Source organism: Gammaproteobacteria bacterium (genome assembly GCA_011682695.1).
Taxonomy (GTDB): domain Bacteria; phylum Actinomycetota; class Acidimicrobiia; order Spongiisociales; family UBA4744; genus BMS3Bbin01.
Genome location: JAACED010000036.1, coordinates 1 through 21,259, shown reverse-complemented (window position 1 = coordinate 21,259; position 21,259 = coordinate 1). Strand labels below are relative to the sequence as shown.

Annotated in this window: 20 protein-coding genes; 7 read left to right on the top strand and 13 right to left on the bottom strand. The window is 64.0% G+C overall.

Features of this window, described 5'->3' with window-relative positions:
• Positions 1–11 precede the first annotated feature (11 nt).
• Positions 12–1,322 carry a hypothetical protein gene (locus GWP04_08310; GenBank protein NIA25561.1) on the bottom strand — a complete coding sequence of 437 codons (1,311 nt, stop codon included), beginning with the start codon at positions 1,320–1,322 and terminating at the stop codon, positions 12–14.
• A gap of 267 nt (positions 1,323–1,589) precedes the next feature.
• Between GWP04_08310 and GWP04_08305 the strand changes: the two genes are divergently transcribed.
• Both GWP04_08305 and GWP04_08300 read left to right on the top strand, forming a co-directional pair.
• Positions 1,590–2,711, top strand: a complete 1,122-nt coding sequence (locus GWP04_08305; protein NIA25560.1) for a glycosyltransferase — start codon at positions 1,590–1,592, stop codon at positions 2,709–2,711.
• 29 nt (positions 2,712–2,740) lie between these two features.
• On the top strand, positions 2,741–3,673 hold the full coding sequence (locus GWP04_08300; protein NIA25559.1) for a hypothetical protein: 933 nt from the start codon (positions 2,741–2,743) through the stop codon (positions 3,671–3,673).
• 3 nt (positions 3,674–3,676) lie between these two features.
• Here GWP04_08300 and GWP04_08295 read toward each other — a convergent pair whose 3' ends face one another.
• Positions 3,677–4,900: a glycosyltransferase gene (locus GWP04_08295; GenBank protein NIA25558.1), complete on the bottom strand. Its 1,224-nt coding sequence runs from the start codon at positions 4,898–4,900 to the stop codon at positions 3,677–3,679.
• A gap of 91 nt (positions 4,901–4,991) precedes the next feature.
• Here GWP04_08295 and GWP04_08290 point away from each other — a divergent pair, with 91 nt between their 5' ends.
• Positions 4,992–6,359: a hypothetical protein gene (locus tag GWP04_08290; protein ID NIA25557.1), complete on the top strand. Its 1,368-nt coding sequence runs from the start codon at positions 4,992–4,994 to the stop codon at positions 6,357–6,359.
• Here the strand turns inward: GWP04_08290 and GWP04_08285 are convergent.
• Both GWP04_08285 and GWP04_08280 read right to left on the bottom strand, forming a co-directional pair.
• Positions 6,336–7,232: a hypothetical protein gene (locus GWP04_08285; protein ID NIA25556.1), complete on the bottom strand. Its 897-nt coding sequence runs from the start codon at positions 7,230–7,232 to the stop codon at positions 6,336–6,338. The two genes, GWP04_08290 and GWP04_08285, sit on opposite strands and share 24 nt — an antisense overlap.
• Positions 7,229–7,858, bottom strand: a complete 630-nt coding sequence (locus GWP04_08280; GenBank protein ID NIA25555.1) for a hypothetical protein — start codon at positions 7,856–7,858, stop codon at positions 7,229–7,231. The genes GWP04_08285 and GWP04_08280 overlap by 4 nt, the downstream gene beginning before the upstream one ends.
• 34 nt (positions 7,859–7,892) lie before the next feature.
• Here GWP04_08280 and gmd point away from each other — a divergent pair, with 34 nt between their 5' ends.
• From gmd to GWP04_08265, 3 genes are read left to right on the top strand one after another with little or no spacing between them, the layout of a single operon-like run.
• Positions 7,893–8,999 (top strand): GDP-mannose 4,6-dehydratase, encoded by a 1,107-nt coding sequence (gene gmd, locus GWP04_08275; protein NIA25554.1) that lies wholly within the window; start codon positions 7,893–7,895, stop codon positions 8,997–8,999.
• A gap of 23 nt (positions 9,000–9,022) precedes the next feature.
• Positions 9,023–9,934 carry an NAD-dependent epimerase/dehydratase family protein gene (locus tag GWP04_08270; protein NIA25553.1) on the top strand — a complete coding sequence of 304 codons (912 nt, stop codon included), beginning with the start codon at positions 9,023–9,025 and terminating at the stop codon, positions 9,932–9,934.
• Positions 9,931–10,710 (top strand): WecB/TagA/CpsF family glycosyltransferase, encoded by a 780-nt coding sequence (locus GWP04_08265; GenBank protein NIA25552.1) that lies wholly within the window; start codon positions 9,931–9,933, stop codon positions 10,708–10,710. Before GWP04_08270 ends, GWP04_08265 begins: the two co-directional genes overlap by 4 nt.
• Positions 10,711–10,717: 7 nt before the next feature.
• Here GWP04_08265 and GWP04_08260 read toward each other — a convergent pair whose 3' ends face one another.
• The 8 genes from GWP04_08260 to GWP04_08225 all read right to left on the bottom strand — a co-directional run bounded on the left by GWP04_08260 (position 10,718) and on the right by GWP04_08225 (position 17,688).
• Complete coding sequence (locus GWP04_08260; GenBank protein ID NIA25551.1) at positions 10,718–11,869, bottom strand: glycosyltransferase; 1,152 nt, start codon at positions 11,867–11,869, stop codon at positions 10,718–10,720.
• Between the two features lie 40 nt (positions 11,870–11,909).
• Complete coding sequence (locus GWP04_08255; GenBank protein ID NIA25550.1) at positions 11,910–13,742, bottom strand: AAA family ATPase; 1,833 nt, start codon at positions 13,740–13,742, stop codon at positions 11,910–11,912.
• A 140-nt stretch (positions 13,743–13,882) separates the two neighbouring features.
• Positions 13,883–14,830 carry a hypothetical protein gene (locus GWP04_08250; protein ID NIA25549.1) on the bottom strand — a complete coding sequence of 316 codons (948 nt, stop codon included), beginning with the start codon at positions 14,828–14,830 and terminating at the stop codon, positions 13,883–13,885.
• Positions 14,827–15,411, bottom strand: a complete 585-nt coding sequence (rdgB, locus tag GWP04_08245; GenBank protein ID NIA25548.1) for an RdgB/HAM1 family non-canonical purine NTP pyrophosphatase — start codon at positions 15,409–15,411, stop codon at positions 14,827–14,829. The genes GWP04_08250 and rdgB overlap by 4 nt, the downstream gene beginning before the upstream one ends.
• Entirely contained in the window at positions 15,408–16,115 is a 708-nt protein-coding gene (locus GWP04_08240) for a ribonuclease PH (GenBank protein ID NIA25547.1), read from the bottom strand. Before GWP04_08240 ends, rdgB begins: the two co-directional genes overlap by 4 nt.
• A gap of 10 nt (positions 16,116–16,125) precedes the next feature.
• Complete coding sequence (locus tag GWP04_08235; protein ID NIA25546.1) at positions 16,126–16,872, bottom strand: MBL fold metallo-hydrolase; 747 nt, start codon at positions 16,870–16,872, stop codon at positions 16,126–16,128.
• 134 nt (positions 16,873–17,006) lie between these two features.
• Positions 17,007–17,282 (bottom strand): molybdopterin synthase sulfur carrier subunit, encoded by a 276-nt coding sequence (locus GWP04_08230; protein NIA25545.1) that lies wholly within the window; start codon positions 17,280–17,282, stop codon positions 17,007–17,009.
• A 1-nt stretch (position 17,283) separates the two neighbouring features.
• Positions 17,284–17,688 (bottom strand): hypothetical protein, encoded by a 405-nt coding sequence (locus GWP04_08225; protein ID NIA25544.1) that lies wholly within the window; start codon positions 17,686–17,688, stop codon positions 17,284–17,286.
• Positions 17,689–17,799: 111 nt separating this feature from the next.
• Here GWP04_08225 and GWP04_08220 point away from each other — a divergent pair, with 111 nt between their 5' ends.
• Positions 17,800–18,825 (top strand): hypothetical protein, encoded by a 1,026-nt coding sequence (locus GWP04_08220; GenBank protein NIA25543.1) that lies wholly within the window; start codon positions 17,800–17,802, stop codon positions 18,823–18,825.
• A gap of 4 nt (positions 18,826–18,829) precedes the next feature.
• Here GWP04_08220 and GWP04_08215 read toward each other — a convergent pair whose 3' ends face one another.
• Positions 18,830–20,791, bottom strand: a complete 1,962-nt coding sequence (locus GWP04_08215; GenBank protein ID NIA25542.1) for a hypothetical protein — start codon at positions 20,789–20,791, stop codon at positions 18,830–18,832.
• Positions 20,792–21,259: the final 468 nt, after the last annotated feature.

Genomic DNA, 21,259 nt, shown 5'->3' with positions numbered 1-21,259 from the left:
CGTGTTGCCTGCTATTTCCAGGTGCTGTTGGGGTCTTGACCGTAGGCTCTCCACTGGCTGACCGTGATGGTCGCACCACCCCACCGGTAGTAGCTGTCCCCGGATCCGAGCGTGTACGTGTTGCGATCAAACCGGTTGTTCCACTCGGCACCGAACACCGGATCACTCGTGGTCGTCACCACACCGGTCTGACCGGCATTCATCACGATCACGTTGTCATGCACCCACAGATTCTTCAACGCATACGGCCCATACGTCGTCGTCGACGCACTCCGATCCGTATGGATCGCCGCAATCCCATCATTGTTGTACCGGACCGTGTTCCCATACACCTCCACATTCAGAGACGTATTCACCAGAATCCCGGCACCATCCACCCAACCAGTCCACCCAAACCCATTCCCCTCAACCACATTGTTGCGAATCACCGCATCATGACTGATCTCATGATCGATCCCCGGCCCATAGTTATCGACCACCCGATTGTTCTCATACAACGTATAAATGTTGTTCCCATCAGTCCACAACCCCGGACCCTTGTTGTCATGCACATAGTTACCCCGCACCACCAGATTCACCGTGTGCACAAACTTCGAACCCCCAGCCTCCCAATGCGAATCCACATTCTCCGTGTTATTGAACGCGATCTCATTCCCCTCAATCACAATCCCCCCACCAGCACCAAACACCCCCAACTGGCCATTGTGATGCACATAATTGCCACTCACCCTCCACCCCGACCCGGCACGAATCCCCGTCCCACCGTTATACCGAATCTCATTATCCGAAACCACCCAATCCGCCGCACCACCACCAGCACGAATCACACCCTCCTGCGTCGGCGTCGCATACTTCTCAATCACCAACCCAGTCACCGTCACCCCCACACCACCAGCACCAAACGCAAACTCCGCCACACCCTCACCCGACAACACCGCACCCGACTCACCAACAAACACATCCCCATCCTTAGGCACCACCTGCTGACCCCGATGCACCCCCGCCTTAATCACAAACGTATACGCATCCACCAACCCCTGCAACGAATCACCCGGAAACACCTCAACCCCACCAGACACCAACCCACGCGTCGTCGACGTCGTAGACGCCACCAGGGCGTCCGCCCACACCGGAGGCGGCACGGACGAGACGAACAGGCTCGAGGGAAGCCGGAGCGCGGGATCAATCGGCTTCTGGACGAGCGCTGCACCCCCGGCTGCAAGGACCGCGAGCACGGCCGCGCCCAGGAGCAGTACGCGGACGACTCGATCGCGAGGACTCCTGCCGCCACCTGTGGTGCCAGGGAAACACGAGTCTCCCACGTTGACCTCCATCCTTGTCCGACACAGGATGGTAAAGCACCCGACCCTGGACAGTGCGCCAACTAGTGCCTTGGCCAGTAACCTTCGGGGTGTCGATGCCGAGGCAGGAACGCCGATGGCAAGGCCGCACAACGAAGGCGCACCTTCAGGTGCGTCGAGGCGGAGACCGCAGCGAGCGGCGTTCCTGGCCGGCAGAACGCCGCAAGAGGTTGCCGGTCGAGGCACTAGCATGCGCGAGTGGTCGGCAGCATGGGGCAAGCAGCAAACGTGAAGGTCCTCGTCGTCGAGGGTCCCCTGCTCCCCTCACAGATGGCGCACTGGGATCGCATGCATCACCATGGGGTCGACCTGCACCTGGCGGGGACTCTGAGGAGCCCCAAACAGAACTGGTGGGTGCCCCAGAAGCCCGAGAACGTCGCCGTATCGCTGTTCTCACCTCGAGGCTGGGTCGCTCGCGGATCGCTCTGGTGGGTCTATCCAGGTCTCACACGCCTCATCCGGGAGTTGAAGCCCGACGTCATCCATGTTGCCTCTGAGCCGTGGGCGCTCTTCTACTCCCAGGTCGGACTCGATGACCATCGCGTAGTCGGTCACGGGGCAGACAACCTGTGGGTTCACGGAAGCTGGATCGAAAACGGCATCCGCCTGCGCAGGGCACGAAGAATCCTCGGCAAACTCTCGGGATTCACTTCCTGGAATCAGGACGGCGTGCGGCTCGCTCACCGGCACGGTCTTCCGGCAGGGACCCCAACACTCGTCGCCCCTTCTCGTCTCCCGAGCCCGGAGCCGTTCCGGCGTGCGGCCCTCGAGCGCGAGCGGCTACGAAACGAGTTCGGAATGAAGGACGAAGTCGCCGTTGGCTATGTCGGGCGCCTCATGCCCGCGAAGGGCCTCGACTGGTTGTTCCACTCCTTCTCCGCAGCCGGGCTGCCGAACGCCCGGTTGCACATATTCGGCTCGGGACCCCAAGAGGCGTCCCTGAGGGCCCTGGCCTCCGAGCTTCATCTGCCGGTCGTGTTCCAAGGGCCGGTTCCTCCGGACCGGATCCCTGCCGTCATGGCCGGCCTCGATCTCCTCGCCGTGCCCTCGCTCACCACCCCGGGATGGACCGAGCAGTTCGGCAGGGTCGTCATCGAAGCCATGCTGGCCGGGACACCGGTGATCGCCAGCGACTCCGGATCACTGCCTGAGGTTGTGGGCAAAGGCGGCATTGTCGTTCGCGAACTCGATGTCGCGTCGCTCGCCGAAGCGTTGACCTGTCTCGTAGAAGATCCTGGTGAGCGCCGCGAGAAGGGCGAGGCTGCAAGAAACTGGGTTGAGGAACGATTCACCCCGGATGTGCTCGCCGGCATGTTCGCACGCTTCTGGACGGCCGTCGCCTCGCGCTGAGCTAACGTCTGTCTGAGCCAAGAGGTCCCATGCCAACGACCGATCCTCGCATAGCAACTGCAGTCCTCCACTCTCTGGAAGCCACCGGTACCGACCTGGCTTTGCTGCAACAGCCCGATGCTCTCCTCGCTCATGAACCGACCGGCGATATCGATATCGTTGTCGGCGTTCCACCGCGCGTAGCGCTCAAGAGGGCAGCGAGGGAACTCGAGGCTCGAGGAGTCCGGCCGGCCGCCCTGTGGCACTATGACGTGGGCGGAACGGCGACAACATTCTTCTTTGACACTGCCGGAGTAGCTGGAGCCCAAGTGGACATGCTGTACGACCCGAAGGGTCTGGGGCACTACTCGATCCGATCCCATGCCTTGCTCGAGTCCTCCCGACCTGGAGAACCCTTCCCGATCGTCGGACCGCTCGAGTTGTCCATCTATCTGTTCTCGAAGCGCTACCGCAAGGGGCAGACGGACCGGGTCGACGAGCTGAAAGCCGAGATCGACGCCGTGCCGGACACAGAGACCGATGACGCCGTTCGCCGTCTTGTCACTTCAAGGCACCTCGCAGCACACATCACCGGGCAATCGCTGAACATCTCCAGGATCTGGAGTCCCCTGCCAAGGATCTCGCGCCTCCTTGGCCGGCTCACAACCCCTGTCGGGTTCTGGGTCCACTGTCCCGGAAACCGAGAAGGCCTCGCCGTCGCGCTTGCCGATCGATTCGGCGCAGTCCTGGTTCGCTCGGCGGCAAGCCGCCTTCCCGCCGCTGTTTTCGCGACATGGCGCTGGTACTTCCAGACGGTGCAGCCGATCCGGCTACGGCCCGGAATCGTGATCAGCTGGGGAGTCGCCCCGCACGGCTTCCGACCCAGGCCGGACTTCACGGTCGAGCAGGATCGAGAGATCGATGACGCCGCCCGCAACATCATCGAGGCGATGTCGAGTCGTTTCGACAAGCCCGAGCACTGAGCATCATCTCGACCGCAGCAGGTCCTCGTACGCTCGGAGGATCTCAGAACGAAAGGTCGGGTCCGGTGCGAGTGGACTTCTGCGAATCTCCGCAGGGGCGGCCAGGAACCCTTCGACGGCGACGGCGAGTTGGCGCGCGGTTGCCTCGGGGGAAGACGGCGGTACGGCAACCGAGGGAGTCGATCCCCATCGACGAACGAGTTCCGAAGGCCCACCATGATCCAGGCACACGACCGGAGTGCCCAGTGACAGCGCCTCGGCCACCGCGAGTCCGGCCTCTTCGTGCAGTGCAACGTGCAGGAGAACCGAGGAACGAGCAACGCTGTCGAGAAGGCGGTCCCTCGACAGCTGTCCCTCGAAGCGCACTTTGACTCCCCGTGCTCTCGCGAGCCTCTGGATGCGCGCGGCATCCCGGCCTTGCCCGTAGACCACGAGAACCGCGTCCGGATCGGCCACATGGTTCATCACGCGCACTGCCAGTGTCCCCGCCTTCCAGGGGACGAGCCGTCCGACAAATGCCACCTCTTTCGTGCGAGAGCCATCGGTGATGGTTGCAGGCAGCGATACGACGGTCGCGTTCGACAGAACCCGCACATCAGAGAAGCCGCCCAGCTTTCGGGCAGTCTCCCTGTTCTGGGCCAGCACCAAGGTTGGCGCCGCCCGGTTCCGCGCCGGGTTGTGCGCCCATCCGGCCGGCCCGCGAACGATCGCACGCGCCATCTCGCCGGCCACACCTCGCCACCCCAGCAACCGTGTGAAGTGCCGGGGAACCGCCACCCCCCCGCCAACAGGTCCCCACACCAATGGCCGGTTCAGTGTGGCAACACCCGTACGGGACCAGAACGACGCAAACGTGACGTGATGTACGAGATCGAACTCCACCTCTTCGTCCAGCCTCCGTGCGATCCGACCCGCAGACCGCTGCCAGAGGTCGTAGTAGATCTGCACCGGTAACAGCCCCTTCCTCTTGAGGGACACCGCACGATCCGACGCCTCCATACCAACCAGGTGGATCCGGTCCCGGAGGGGGTGCGACTGCAGGAACTCCGTGAGCACCGAGATGTTGTTGGAGCGAGTGAGCACCCACACCTCATGCCGAGAGGCGACGGCGAGCATCGCCCGCAACCCCACTTCCGGTTCAGAGCCCTTGCCCGGCTCACACGCGTATGCAGAGAGGAGAACCTTCAACGACCAGCCTCGGATCGGGAACGATCCAGCATAGGTCACGCCTGCGAGCCTCGGTGTGCAAGCCGTGGTGGTACAGCCTCGTAGCGCTACTCTCCGGTGAGGATCCACTTGACTTCGGGAGGTAGTCGGCTTGCGAGGACTCACTTGGACGGCCGCGATCTGGGTGATCGCGCTGGTTGCCTTGGCGCCCCATGGTTGGCGCTCCTTCTTCAGGACCGGCAAGCTTGGCTACTCGCGAGCTCAATGGGCCATCGTGCTGGTTCTCCTGGGATCCCACAGCTTTGCGGGAGCCGCCACAGCCGACGAAGTACTGGCAAATCCCGTCGTTATCGAACGAGTCTTGCGGGGTGTACTCGATGTCATGGCCCTGCTGATTGCTGCGCCGGTGCTGTACCAGAAGGTTCGCAGCGGAAGGACGATGAGGTCACCGGGCCTCACCGCGTTGGTGCTGTACGGTGCCATCGCCGCGATCTCGGCACTGTATTCGATTGCCGCAATCGTCACTGTCGGAAAGGCCATGGAGTTGGCTGCCGCGCTGACGGCCGTCTGCCTGATGGCAACCGGCCCGAACCCCAGAGACGAGTTCCGCTCCACAGTGCGCCTCGTCGTGCTGCTGGAGGCGGCCCTCGTCCTCGTGGCGGTCATCGGTTTCTTCCTACTGCCGGGCGCGTTCCATTCGGGCGACACGCGGCCTGGCTTCATCACGGCCGCTTCCATGGGGAGTCCGTTCTCCCATCCGAACGCTCTGTCGGCGAGCGGGGCTCTCATCGTGGTCTATGCCATTGCCTCGTTCTTCGGTTCTGTGACCCGCCGGGCAAAGGCCGGCTGGGCAACCGCCGCCCTGTTCGGAACGGTGGCCATCTTGCTGGCGTCGGGCCGCCAGGGCCTCGTCATCTGGGTCGTGGCCGTGGCCGTCTTGCTCTGGGTGCACCGGCGGAGCCTGCTGCTGCTGTTCATCGGACCGTCGGCCGCGCTGATCATCTGGTCGAACTGGGGATTGATCTGGGGCGCCGTCACACGCGACCAGGCGGCCATCAACGTCACGACGTGGAGCGGACGATTGACCTGGTGGAGTTCCGCACTCAAGACCGCCGCGGCACATCCGCTCACCGGTTTCGGCTACGGCGCCGGTGGCCGGTGGGCTGCCCTCCAACGGATCGGCGAAGACATGGCCTCGAGTGTGCACAACGGCTACCTGGAGGTTCTGCTCGGTGTGGGGATCATCGGCGCGGTCTTCCTGCTCATCCCCGTCGTGAGAGTCGCGATCTGGAGCTTCCGCAACCTCGCTGCGAAGCACGATACGCCGATCGCGATCCTGATCGTCCCCCTCCTGCTCCACACGTTCGTGAGCCTCGGCTTCGGAGGTTGGGTCAACGCCGACCTGATCCTGCTCGCATGCCTCATCGGCATCAGCGATGTCGACCATCTTCGAGCCTCACCGATGAAGACGCGACAGATCGCGCCGGTACCACCCTCAGTCGTCGAGCAGTCCCAGTAGCGCCTCCACCACTCCCGCGTCTTGGTCGTCTGCCGTCGCGACTTGCCTCCCTCGCAGCCGTTCCACCCAGAACGTCCGCGCCTCGCGGGAACCGGCATCGACCCGGTGCTTCCCGGTCAGCATCGCTTCAACCGCCCGGTACAGCACCTCGTCGGCCCCCGGAGGAGCCCAGCCGGCATCTTCCCAGTCGATGAGAAACAGCGACCCACCCCTGCATTCGCGCAGGTTCCACGGAGTGAAGTCACCGTGCATCGGTTCCCAGTGGGCGGGAGTATCTGTGGGCCGGCCCAGAGACGAGAGGCCATTGCGCACATCCTCGAGTACCCGGCCGAGTGGTGGGTGCACCGGCATCCGGTGCAACTCAGGGGCCAGAGACGAGGTCATGAGGTAGTGCCAGCCTCCCACCTCGCCTGTTGTCACCGGCCGCGGCACGACAAAGGCCCCCGGTTCGTGGTTCGCGACCGCACCCAGGGCCCGGAACTCGTTGTCGATCGACGTTCCGTCACCTTCACGCACCTTCACGAAGGCGAGCGGATCACCCTCTTTGAGCAGCATCACGGCGAATCCCGATCGAGACGCCTGCAACCGCTCGTGGACCGCGACACCGTCGAAGCGGCCGGCAACATCTGCCCACTCGGTCACAAGGGCCGCCCACATCGCCTCCGACATCGGGGGCTTCCATGTCGTCGGGTGCCCCGGCAGCGCGCCGGCACCCAGTACGCCCACGATACGCCACGCCACCCACCGCGCGAGCACCCCCTTTGGCCGGCACGGCGCATACATCGCCAGGCCCGCTCGTGCAGCACGACGCGACGACACCGGAATCTTCAGGTGGCCACGGCCGGGAGGGAATGCTCGGTACTGCTCGGTCATGCTTCGAGCGCTTTCATGATCGCCGTGGCAGCCTGATCCGGTGTCTGCCCGGCATCGATGGTCCGCAACTTCACGACGGGGAGCTGAGCCCACCCCTCCAACTCCCCTTCGATTTGCTCGAGTGACAGCTCCGTCTTGCGCACGTGAATCACCTCGGCCGGTGCCGCGAGATTCGCGACGAGATCTGGGCGAGGGAACAACGCGAGTATCCACCGGGCCACCCAAGGTGGCCCGTAGAACTTCAGCGCCGCGGGTTGCACGAGGTAGCCGTATGCCCATCGATCTCCCACGACCAACGTGCCTCTGGCCAGCGCAGGTCGAACCCTGAACACGTACCCGACCCAGAATCGCAACAGGTTCCGTATGATCCTCACCCATCCGAGCACCATCGAGCCTCGGACCGAGCCCTTGTCCCGCGCCGCTTCCATTGCCTCGGGAGGGCCGGCGGCCATCGGCGTCAAGATCAGCGGCCGGAAGTGGAAGTAGGCGGTGGAACCTTCCGCGAGGCGCAGCAGATGGCGCGCCACGGTGGTCTTGCCCACACCGTCGGGCCCCACCAGGACGACGAATCGACCGCGCCGGTGGCGCCGCTGCGGGTCTGCTTGTTGTGGCGGTATCTCAGTCATCGGTGTTCGAGTCGTCTCGCAGCGTGTCCCACAGATGCAGGTTAGAGGTTGCACCACCCGCAGTGCCCCCACTACTCTGGGTGGTGGGAGGTGTGTATTGCCGGGGCGTGCGCTCATCACCGGAATCACCGGACAGGACGGATCGTACCTCGCCGAGTTCCTGCTCGGTCGCGGGTACGAAGTGCACGGCCTGATCCGTCGCTCGAGCACGTTCGCAACCGAACGCATCGACCATCTCTACATCGATCCTCACAGCGAATCGGCGAACCTGTTCCTGCATTACGGCGACCTGGCCGACGGCAACAGCCTCGTCCATCTTCTTCAGGACATCGAGCCGACGGAGATCTACAACCTCGGCGCCCAGTCCCACGTGGGAGTCTCGTTCAAGAACCCCATCTACACGGCGGACATCGATGCGGTCGGCACGCTGCGTCTCCTCGAAGCCATCCGGCAACTCGGCTCACCGGTGCGGTTCTACCAGGCCTCTTCATCCGAGATGTTCGGAAAGGTTGCGGAAACCCCGCAGTCCGAACGAACACCGTTTCATCCGCGGAGCCCGTACGGCGTGGCAAAGGTGTACTCGTTCTGGCAGACGGTCAACTACCGCGAGGCGTACGGACTCTTCGCCGGTAACGGCATCCTCTTCAATCACGAGTCCCCCAGGAGGGGCGAGACATTCGTGACCCGCAAGATCACTCGCGCTGCAACCCGCATCAAGCTCGGCCTTCAGGATTACGTCTTCCTCGGCAACCTCGACGCGGAGCGTGACTGGGGATTCGCCGGTGACTTCGTGCGGGCCATGTGGCTGATGCTGCAGCAAGACCTTCCCGACGACTATGTGATCGCCACAGGCGAACGCCATTCGGTACGCGAATTCTGCGAGGCGGCCTTCGGCCTGCTCGACCTCGACTATCGCGATCATGTCCGTATCGATGAGCGATACCTGCGACCGGCCGAAGTCGACATCCTCCAGGGTGATGCCTCCAAGGCTCACCGAGTTCTCGGCTGGGAGCCAAAGGTGGGATTCTCGGAGCTGGTGCAGATGATGATCAACTCGGATCTCGAGTTGGCCGAACAGGAGCGGACCCTGGTCGACGCCGGTCTCAAGCAGATCGAGTGGCGCAACGGGAGACCCGAGTGACCGACCTGGCAGGCAAGCGGGTCATGGTGACCGGCGGTGCCGGATTCCTGGGCACATACGTCTGTGACCTTCTTCGACAACGCCCCATCGACCTGGTGGTTCCCCGCCACGGCGACTACGACCTGACCGAGCAACAGGCGGTTCGTGCGCTCATGGCGGACACTCGCCCCGATGTTGTTCTGCATCTCGCGGCAGAAGTGGGCGGCATCGGCGCCAATCGCGCCAATCCGGGACGCTACTTCTACGCCAACGCGACCATGGGCATCAACGTGATCGAGGAGAGCCGCCGGGCCGGGGTCGAGAAGCTGGTGCAGCTCGGAACCGTCTGCGCCTATCCGAAATGCACACCGGTGCCTTTCAGAGAAGAGGACCTGTGGAACGGCTACCCGGAGGAAACCAACGCCCCGTACGGCATCGCCAAGAAGTCACTCCTCGTCATGTTGCAGGCATACAGAGACCAATACGATTTCAACGGTATCTATCTGCTCCCTGTGAATCTCTATGGCCCCGGAGACAACTTCGATCTGGAAACCAGCCACGTCATTCCTGCCCTCATCCGCAAGTTCGTCGATGCCCGCGAAACCGGTGCATCCCATGTCGAGGTGTGGGGAACCGGATCTGCCAGCCGCGAGTTCCTCTACGTCGGAGACGCGGCACGGGCGATCGTCCTTGCCACCGAAGGGTACGAGGGTTCCGCGCCCGTCAACATCGGCAGCGGACGTGAGGTCGCCATCCGCGATCTCGTGGCTCTGATCGCCGACTTGACGGGCTACGAAGGAGAGATCCGCTGGGACACTACCAAGCCGGACGGTCAGCCCCGACGGATGCTCAACACCGTGCGTGCCAAGGAGTACTTCGGTTTCGAAGCACAGGTCGACCTCGAAGAAGGGCTGCGAAGGACCATCACCTGGTGGCAGGAGCGCCGACGCCCGTGAGCACCGTTTGGCCGGATCGGATCAGCGTGGTCGGAACGCCGATCTCGGCCACATCCAGCGAAGAAGTGCTCGAATTGCTGGGAAGCCGTCCGCTCGACAAGGCAACGGTCATTGCCTTCTGCAACGTGCATTCGGTGATGACGGCTCGTCATGACACCGATGTCGCAGCAGCCCTACTCGATGCCGATATTGCGGCTCCCGACGGCGTTCCCGTGGTGTGGGGACTTCGCGCTGCAGGCTGTACCGCACAAGGCAGGGTCGATGGCCCATCGTTTATGCAGCGTGCCCTGGAACACGGCGTCGCCCACGGGTGGCGTCACTTCTTTTGTGGAAGCACCGAGGAGACCCTCGGCAAGCTGGTCGAGGCCACCGAGAGAATCGCTCCAGGAGCCATCGTCGTCGGAACCTACTCGCCACCGTTTCGGCCACCAACCGACGAAGATCTCCGGCTTGCCGCCGACAAGATAAACGAAGCGGGCGCCGATCTTGTTTGGGTAGGGCTCGGCATGCCGAAACAGGAGCTGTGGATGCGCAGTATCCGCCACATGGTGCCCGGCATGGCGCTACTCGGTGTCGGTGCGGCCTTCGACTTCATAGCCGGAACGACGCCCCGCGCTCCCACCTGGATGCAGTCTGCCGGTCTGGAATGGCTTCACCGCCTGTCCCGGCAACCCCGCAAGATGTGGCGTCGATACCTGTTCAACAACCCGGCCTACCTGATACTCCTCACCAGAGACATCGTTCGCGGCAAACGGGTACGCCGACAGACGGGCTGACTCGGCGTCACCGATTCCCCATTGCCCTCCTGTACGCCTCCACGAGCGCCTCCAGGGCGTGGCAAGGGGCATAACGGGACTCGAACACATGGCGCGCATGCAGGCCCGCGTCATCGACCCAATCGCTGTCGGCCAACCGACCCAATGCCGTCGCCCACTCCGATCGATCGCCCGCCGGCACTGCCACGGCTGCTCGCTCATCCGCCACCGTGTCGGGGATCCCACCGATCGCCGACACGACCAACGGCAGCCCCGCGGCCAGCGCCTCGAGCAGCACTATCGGCTGGCCCTCATACCAGATGGAAGGAAACGCCATGGCGCGTGCACCGAGCATGAGTTCGTGCACCTGGTCTGCCGGGAGCCGGCCGAGGAACCGTACACCCGAGGGTGGAGAGCCTTCGAGGGTTTCCCTGAGCGGACCGTCGCCCACGATGAGAAGCTCCAAATGGTCGGGCGCCGCGTCTCGCCAGGCATCGAGTAGGACCTCGATCCCCTTCTCCGCACTCAGTCTCCCGACGAACAGCACCACACTGCTCTCCGACGGAGACACACGACGCTGTCCAGGATCATCCACGAAGTTCGGCTTGACCCACAGCTTGTCGGGCGGCAGCCCACCGGCGATGAACCGCTCACGAGCAAACTCCGTGAGCGGCAGAAAGAGATCCACGCTCCGCCAGGTATGCAGTCTCCGAGGCAACTCGATGGCGGCCGCTGCCATGATCGATGCAGGGACGGAATCCCGATAACAGCCCTGCCTGACCGCCCGCCACGGATGGGTACCCACACAGTCCTCACACGGCCCTCCGTCACGAAACAGCTTCGCGTTGGCGCACATCAGGCGGTAGTTGTGCAACGTCACCACGGTCGGAACCCCGGTCGCCGCGAGTGAGCGCACGATCGAAGGAGACAGCGCCCACCACGTGTTGTGGATGTGGGCCACGTCGGGGCGATGCTGCCTGACGACATCGCCCACGCGTCGGGCCGACATGGGATTCCACGGCGCCACGAGCAGGGTTGCGGTTGCAGCAACGGGGCCACGCGGGTTCTCGACCTGGTACTCGATCACCTCGTGTCCGGCCCCCCTGAGCAGATCGCGTTCCTTTGATGCGACCACGTCTTCGCCCCCGGCTTCCCGGTAGCGATTATGAATCTGCAGCACCGTCAACGGATCCAAAGCCACTCCAGGGCAGTGAGGAGTCTCAGCGCTGCCACCTCTTGACGAAACCGGACTTGCGCTTCTCGCCATCGTCCTTCGGCATACTCATGTCTCCGAGCACGTCGGCGGTCGAGCCTTCCGAGATTGTCATCTCTCTCCGGAGAGGCGACCCGTTGTACACGTATCCCAGAATCGGCACTCCGATGAGGTTCAAACGACTCCGCGCCTCTTCGAGCTGTGTGGCCGAACCCCCATGAGCCACGAGTACCAGGACAGTATCGACGAGGCTGGCCAGGGTGCTCGCGTAGGCGACCTGAAGCAGCGGTGGAGCGTCGACGAGCACCAAGTCGAATTCTTCCTTGGCAGTGTCGAAGAGGCCTCGAGCCTCCCTGGACCTGAGCAGATCCGCCGCAGCCACCGGCTGCCTGCCCCTGCTCAGAAGTGAGAGCAACAGATCGGGTCCAACCTGGATCCGGCGGATGGCCCGATCGAGCGGCAGACCTTCCCCCACGACCTCCGTCAAACCGGGCCCCTGCGTACCCTCGTCACCGGCCAGGAGCGCCGTCAGCACCTGGTTTCCGAAGTCGGCGTCGATGAGAAGCACACGATTTCCTTGCCTGGCTGCGGCAAGGGCTGCATTCGCCAGCACCGTGCTCTTGCCTGCACCGAGTGTCGGGGAGATGATCGCGAGCGACTTCGCATTCTGCCTCGTCATCTTCAGCTCCAGCGATGCCGCGGCGAACCGGAACGCCTCCGCCGATGCCGACCGTGGCTCATCCCGAACGGGCAGGAGCGTCTTGAGGCCCTCCTGCGTGAAGTCGGGGATGTCGGCGAGCAGCGGTGCGCCGAGGATGACCTGGGGCTCCATGCGATCATGGAACACACGGACTCGAGAAGCGAACAGGTAGGCGAGACCCACTCCACCGAACAGGCCGAGCATGATTGCCACCGCCAGAGCGCGCCCCGGTCCCGAGTCCGGCGACGGCATCGCCACTTGTGCGGGCGAGGAGAACGCGACAACGTCGGGAGACAACTCGACGTCGATGGATATCGAGTCGCGACGCTCCAACAGGGCGTCCCTGCGCGTGAGAATCTGGTCCTGCTCCCCCTGGAGTGCATCGAGTTCAGGATCGTCCCGGCCGATGCTCCGTACGCTTCGGTACGTTGCGATCAGGTTGCGCAGGTCGCCCAAGCGTGCCCGAATCTCTTCGAGCCGAGTGATGTCGGCCGTCTGGGCTTCACGCTCCAGCAAAACGACCTCGACGATTGCATCTTCGTACTCACTTCGAAGATCTATCAGCGCCGTGTCCTTGGCCAGCCTGTCCGCTATCTGCGATGCGAGCGTCTGCGCTCGCTCATCGAGCGTCACCAACTGGGCGTCGATCCGCTCGAGAGCGGCGGCAGTCACCGCAGTCTTCTCCGAAGCCACGAGTTGCCTGTAGGCCTCGACCACCGCGTTGGCCGTCCTCACCGCCACGACGGGATCGTCCGCTGCGCTGAAGACGACATCGATCAGGTCGCTGTTCGAAGAACTCTCAACCTGCAGGCTTGCGGTGACGTCCTCTGGCGTCAGTACGATCGGCGGATCCTGCTGTTCGAGGATCTGACTCGCGAGCTCGGAAACCGCCGCCGATCTGAGGATCTCTACCTGGTTCGCAACAAACCGCTGCGGGTTTCCCGATGTTCCGAGATCCAGGCCACCGGCCGTCGCCTGGACGACCAGCGAGGCACGCGCCGTGTAGATCGTCTTCGGAGGTCTGAGCATCACAAACGCAATGCCCAGCCCCAGTGCCACCAGCGTTGTGATGGCCACCAGCCACCGGTAGCGCCAGGCCGCGCTGAAAAGTGTCGGCTCGGTCAGTGCGTTCTCGCTCACAGTCCCCCTGAGGATCTGCCACGGAGAGTAGTCAGCAGAGTCTTCAAACTCCACACAACGCAGTACGACACCCCCCCTCTCCGTTCTCGTGACGCTTGATCCGGATAGTTCCCTTCAGGCGTCGAGAGAACCGGAGGGGATCACACCAGGCCCCGCTGGCGAAGGTCACGTACGGCCCACACCCCCGGACCGATCGGCAGCCAGAATGTGAATAGCCGATAGACCAACACTCCGCCGACGGCAATGCCGGCGTCGACACCCACCGCAGTGAGCCCTGCAATCAGCGCCGCCTCCAGCGCGCCGAGAGCCCCCGGCGTCGGAGCGAGCGCTGCAACAGCCGCCGCTGCGAGATACACCGCGACGACATCGATCACCGACACCGACTGCCCGAACGCGTTCATGGCGAGCGCCAATGTGAGCGCGTTGGCGACCGTGACGATCGTCGACCCGCCAAGCAGCTGAACGGTCCTGATCGGTCGCCTCACCGTCGACCACAGGGCGGCCCCCGCTCGCAGGGCCGGCTTCCAGAGCCATTTGCGTCCCAGAGGCGTCCACACCGCCATCCCCAGAACGAGGGCGAGCAGTGCTCCTCCGGCGAGCAGCCACCACCGCGGCGGCGTTCTCAGGTGCGAAACGATCGACGGTCCGACCAGCGCCACCGCGACCAGAACGCTCAGCACATGCGCTGCGAACCCTGCGACGGAGTTCAGCCCAGAGGCCGTGATGGCGACCGTCCTGTCGTGGCCCCGCTTCTCGAGATACTGGGCATTGATGGCCGCCAGCCCCACACCTTGGGGTGCGAACAATCCTGTGAACGACGCAGCGACCTGCACCTCGAACGTCCGCCAGAACGGCAGATTATCCTCGAGCGAGCCCATCAGCGAGATCGTCCCCCCGATGCGTGTGAACACCGCCACGACCACCGCGGCGAGCAGCCACCATGGAGAACCACTCTTGACGTGCTCAACGGCCTGTGGCAGTTCGCTCACCCGTGGCATCAGCAGATGGACGGCGAACGCCAACGCGCCCAGTGCGAGCACGATGTTCACAAGCCCCCGACGGCCCCCGGCTTTCTGCCCAGTGGTCATGCGTCCGTTGCGAGCCGGGCTGCGAGCGCATGAAGCGCACGCCCCCGGTGACTGATCGCGTTCTTCTCCTCAGGGTCGATCTCGGCGAGCGTTCTCCCATCCACGAGGAACACCGGGTCATAGCCGAACCCGGACGTTCCTCTCCTCTCGTCGATGATCTCGCCCTCCAGCACGCCCTCCCCGACGATCTCCCTCCCGTCGGGGAAGGCCAGCACCATGACCGTTCTGAACCGGGCGGACCGGTCATGCGCATCGGCAACCTCGGCCAAGAGCCGGCGCACGTTGTCGTCATAGGTCGCGTCCTGGCCCGCGTATCGTGCGGACCGCACTCCCGGCGCGCCCCCGAGGGCGTCGACCTCCAGGCCGGTGTCGTCGGCGAGAGCGGGCAGTCCCACCGCAGCCGCGACCGCCCGCGCCTTCAGCAACGCGTTCTCCTCCAACGTGGTCCCGGTCTCCTCGACATCGGGCCATTCCAGATCTCGAACAACGGCATCGACAAGGCCCAGCCCCCGCAAGACGGCCTCGATCTCGCCCACCTTGTCCGGGTTCTTCGAGGCGACGACGAGTCGTTCGAGCTTCACGCCTCGGCCGCCTGACGCTGCAGATCGAGCAGTTCGGCGATCCCCCCGTCTGCGAGGTCGAGCAGGTCGTTCAGGTCGGAGCGAGAAAACGGGGCCCGCTCTGCGGTGCCTTGGACCTCGACGAGCAAACCCCTGCCGGTCATCACGATGTTCATGTCCACGTCGGCAGCAACATCGTCCGAGTAGTCGAGATCGAGCCGGGATTCCCCATCGACGATGCCAACGGAGACGGCGGCAACCCGATCGATGATCGGACTCTCGCGCAACGCTCCGTTGGCGATGGCGTCTTCGAAGGCGTCGTGCATGGCGATCCATGCCCCGGTGACCGCGGCGCACCGGGTTCCCCCGTCGGCCTGAAGTACGTCGCAGTCGATGCGCATCATCATGTCGGACATGGCTTCGAGACGAACCACCGAGCGCATCGAACGACCGATCAGCCGCGAGATTTCCTTTGATCGACCGCCTGAATAGTTGTCTCGCCTGATGCGCTCACTGCTGGACCCGGGCAGCATCCCGTACTCGGCCGTGACCCAGCCCTTCTTGCTTCCTCGCATCCAGCGAGGCACCTCGTTCTCGATCGAAGCGGTGCAGAGAACGCGGGTCCGTCCCATCTCGATCAAGACGGATCCCGGGGTCATCTCCGTGTACCCCTGCGTGATCCGTACCGGCCGCAATTCGTCGATGGGACGTTCTCTCGATGCCACAGGCCCTCCTTCAAACTTTGACGGTCATACCCGGCACCGCGAGGCCTACCGGTTTGCCGAATGTCGTTTCTGATTCTGTCACGGATCGACCGGGGTCGAGGAACGGCCACACGTGAGTGATCATCAACTTGTCAACGACCTGGCTCCTCGCGATCTCCCCTGCCTCCGACGCGGTCAGGTGCTGACTCCACGGCTTGTCCTCCGTGGCTCCCTGGTACGTTGCCTCACACACGAACAGGTCGGCACGCTCGGCCAGCCTTGCCCAGTCGCCGGCGGGACCCGTGTCCGAGGAGTACACGAGCACCCTTCCGCCCGCCTCGGCTCGAACTGCAAGCGTGGGAACCCCGTGGTCGGTTCGGGCGAACGCCAGACCGATCGCTCCGACCGTTGCAGTGGCCCCGTCATCGCAAACTTGAAAATCGAGCGTTGCGCCGGGGTCGTGCCCAGGACCTCCGAGGTAGCGGACCACCTGTTCTCGGAGTCCTTCCGGACAGAGCACGGGTATGCCGGCCTTTGCGCCGGGGCCGAACTTGACTGCGTGGTAGAAGCCGAACAGGTCGACGCTGTGGTCGGCGTGAACGTGGGTCACCACGAGCGCATCGACCGTCCGGTAGTCGATCACGGCCTGGAGTGCAGCAAACGTCCCGGAGCCTGCGTCGACCCAGATCCGGGTGTCGGCATGCCTGATCAGGTAGCCCGATGTGGGACGGCCGGGCGTTGGAAACGTGCCGTTGGATCCAAGAACGGTCAAACGCATGACGGCAAGTGTAGGGGGAACGCGTGGACTGACGACCCCGAATTGAACCCTGGGCTCAGGGGTACCCCTGGGGTACCCCTGAGCCCAGGGTTCGGAGTTCCCGGTGTCGATACCGCACGTGGGCGGTCTGAGCTCTACCCCCCGGAGACGGCTGGAATGATCATGATCTCGGCATCGTCGGGCACCGGTGTCTCGAGACCCTCGAGATAGCGGACGTCGTCGTCGCCGAGGAAAACGTTGACGAAACGGTGCAAGTCGCCATCGATATCGATGAGTCGCTCGCCAATGCCCGGGTGACGAGCCTCCATATCGATGAAGACGTCCTTGATCGTGGCGCCGGTCGCTTCGACCGTGCTCTCACCGTCGGTGTACATCCGCAGAATGGTCGGAATCCTCACCACTACGGCCATCTCAATCCCCGATCTCGAGTGGTTCTTCCACGACGGTGCCGCTTCGAAGGAAGTATCCCCTCAGCCGCAGACTATCCGGCCCGACAAGAGACGCTATCAGATAGATCCAGTCGGGTTCCGCCGCAAGCCGCCGGTCGGTGGCAGACGGATACGCTTCCGAGTGCGGATGCGAGTGGAACGCTCCGACCAGTTTCCAGCCGTTGGCCTCCGCGTGCCGCAGAGCGCGGAAGTGCTCCTCCGGGTCAACCGTGTAGGCGACGCGAGAGTGTTGAACGTTCGTCAGGCAGTAGACCATCTTCAGGTTCCCCTCGTCGTCGCCCGCCAGCAGGCCGCACGCCTCCTCGGGCGCACAGAATGCCGCGTGAGCGAGGACGGCGTCGCGGATCTGGCCGGGCACACGCATCATGTCGCCGAGGTTCGAACGTTCTTCATCGGTTCGATCGACAAGCGTACCTGTGCGCACCTTTCCCGATTGGTCGCTCGACCGACAGTGAGCGACGGCAGTAGCCTGAGCATCGTGAGATCGATTCGGGTACTCAGCATCGACGGCGGTGGAATCCGGGGAATCATTCCGGCTCGTATCCTCTCCGCTCTCGAGGAAGCCTCCGGCAGACCCACGGCCGACCTGTTCGACATCATCGTCGGCACGTCCATCGGCGGCATCGCCGCAATGGCCCTCGTCCTCCCCGGCAAGAACGGCAGACCGGCCCCCGCGGAGGACATCGGTGCTTTCTACGAACGGCACGGCAAGATCATCTTCCCTCAATCTGCGCTGAGTTTTCCCCGCAGCCGAGAGGACCTGCGTGAGTTGATCGCCCGGGTGGGAATGCAGGCCGCGATGTTTGGCTCCAATCCCGATGCCGGAAACGCCCGGTACTCGCCCGCGCCGCTCGAGCGGGCACTCGAAGAACAGTTCGGCGATGCCCGACTGTCCGATGCCATTCGCGACGTGATCGTCACGGCGTACGACGTCAACAGGGGCAGCCCCAAGCTGTTCCGTTCCCGAGCGGCACGGACCGAGCCGAGTGAGAATCATCTCATGAGGGACATCGCCCGCGCGACGTCGGCCGCGCCCACGATATTCCCCCCGTTTCGCCTCGTCTCGGCGGACGGCTCCGACCACATCCTCATCGACGGCGGCGTCTTCGCGAACAACCCGTCGATGATCGGTTACGCCGAAGCGATGGAGTTGGCCGGTTGGCGTGGCATTCGCGTCAGAACGATTCGACTGGTCTCGCTCGGGACCGGGATTCCCAAAGCCGGGATGACCAGCTACGAAGAGTTCACCGGCCACTCCTGGCTGCGACTGGCCGAGGACATGTTCGAAGCTGCCAATCGGGGCCAGAGTTCCCTACACAATGAGCTGCTGAAGAACCTTCTCGGAGACCACTATCACCGGTTCGAACCGACGCTGCCGACCGAGATCGCCATGGACGATGCCTCCGAGGCGTCGATGATGGCCCTTCGACACATCACGGACGAGTATGTCGAGCGGCACAAGGACGAACTCACTGCGCTGGCGAATCTCCTTGCCGAAGGCTGACCGATCATCGACGAAGGAACGCCTCGACAGTCTTCAGTGAGGTCGTCTGTGGCATCGGTGGCAGCGAGCGCAGCAACACTCTCCCGTAGCGACGCTTGAACAGCCGCGAGTCGAGGATCGCCACGACCCCGCGGTCACTGGTGGTGCGGATCAGACGCCCAGCGCCCTGAGCCAGCAGCATCGCTGCGCGGGGCAGGTCAACGGTCATGAACGCAGACCGACCTACCGCCTCCGCTGCTTCGCGTCGGGCCTGCCAGAGCGGTTCGTCGGGACGGGGAAACGGGAGCTTGTCCAACACGACCAGTTCGAGGGCTCTACCGGGAATGTCCAGCCCCTCCCAGAATCCCATCGTGGCAACGAGGACAGAGGTCTCGTCCTCCTCGAACCGCTCGATGAGACGCTGCTTCGGCAACTCGCCCTGGGTGAGGATCTCGAAGGGAACCGCTCGAGTGAGATGGTCGCTGATGATCGTGAGCATCCGGTAGCTGGTCGTCAGGACCAACGCCCTGCCCCCTGACGCCAGCAACAACTCCTCGAGTTCCGCGAGGGCCCGGTCCTGATAATCGGGAGAGCGAGGTTCAGGAAGTCTGGCAGCGACATACACCCGTCCCTGCGCCCGGTAGTCGAACGGCGATTCGACCTGCGACGCCCTGTATCGCAGCGGGCCGGATTCGTCGGCCGCCTCGAAGCCGAGCCTTTCGGCGAGCGGCGCAAGCGATCCTGCGACCGACAGCGTGGCGCTCGTCAGGATCACGGGAACACGGCCGAGGAGTTGCTCGGCGAGTAGCGGCCCGACCTCGACCGGTGCAATCCGGTAGGCGGTTCGGTCCGAGTCACGCTCGATCCAGGACACATATCCGTCCGGCGGTTCGACGGCCATCCCGACGTCGCCGGCAAGGTGTCCCGCCAGTCGCAGTACCCGTGCACGAGCCCCGAGAGCGCCGGGCGATGTCGGTTCCGACGCACGAATCGCCTTGGTCACCTCCGCCAGACTGGAAGCGGCAGCAGAGAATACGGCGCCAAGGGCTCCGGTGCCATCGACACGACCGACGTCGGTACGATCGAGGGACTGCTGCACCCGTTTGGTCCGATCGGCGAGCGGTCGGAGGATCCTGTCTGCCTTGGAGCGTGCCGACTGGGTCCGCAGGTACGAGCCTGCGGACCGTTGCACCTGCCAGAAGCGTCCCTCGGCGAGTTCGATCCCCAGGGCGGAAGCCATCGTATCTTCGAGCCGATGGGCCTCGTCGACGATCAGTACATCGTGTTCGGGGAGCACGACCCCGCCTCCGAGCGCAAGGTCATTGCCGTACAGGTGGTGGTTGACGATGACGATGTCGGCATCTGCCGCCGCGTCGAGGGCGGCCATGGCGAAGCAGTCGCCTGCCTGCGGACATTGGTCGCGGCCGGGGCATTCCATGCCGGTCACCGAGACGCTCTCCCACACGCCTTCCGGCAGATGGGCGGGAAGATCGTCCCGGTCCCCCGTCGGGTGACCCTCGGCCCACTCGGCCAGCAGGCGCAGGTCTTCGGGAAGCTCGTAGTCGAGTCCCTCGAGAGTGATCTGCTGTGCGACAACACCTTCTTTCTCGAGACGTTCCACGAGCCGGGACTTGCAGAGGTAGTTCTGGCGACCCTTCACGACGGCCCAGCTGAACGTGATGCCGAGACCGACCATCGCCTCGGCGAGGAACGGCAGGTCCTTCTTGGCGAGTTGATCCTGGAGGCTCTTGGTGGCGGTGGCGACGATCACCTTCTGCCCGGACACGATGGCCGGAATCATGTAGCCGAACGACTTGCCGGTCCCCGGACCGGCCTCACAGATGAGGTGCGAACCTTGCTCGATCGCTTCCGCGACGGCGCGAGCCATCTCGATCTGGCCGACTCGCCGGTGGCCGCCGGGCTTTTCGTCAACTGCCCGCTCCAAGGCGGCCTGGGCACGATCGGCGGGATCTTCGGGCAAACGCATCGGCGCATCGTAGAGCGTGAACCCGTTCTCGTGGCACTGGAACGGGATCATCCATCGAAACGCCACGGGAACGGGTTCAGAGCGATCGTTTCCGCACCACGGAAACGCAGCGCGTCGCGATTGGTGATGGCACAGAGTCTTCCAAACGTGCCTTCGGTTCGCGATCACCACACTGCTCGCCGGCCACGGCGTCGTGCTGACTGTGAGGCGAGGCGTCCAGGAGCCCAGGGAGGATAGGATTCTCCTGGTGAGGATGCTCGTTGGACGCTGACACGTCGAGAGAAGGAACCACCAACGGATCGAAGATCCCCCCAAGTGGCCTGCCGCGGGCTGCTTCGCGAGTCGCTCTCATCGTTCTGGTATCGGCCCTTGTCATTGATGTTGCCCTGCAGACCGCGGAGATCTTTCTCTCTGGCGTCGGCGGGCTGGACGGTGCGGGCAACTTCTTGGGATCATGGGATCTCGCCA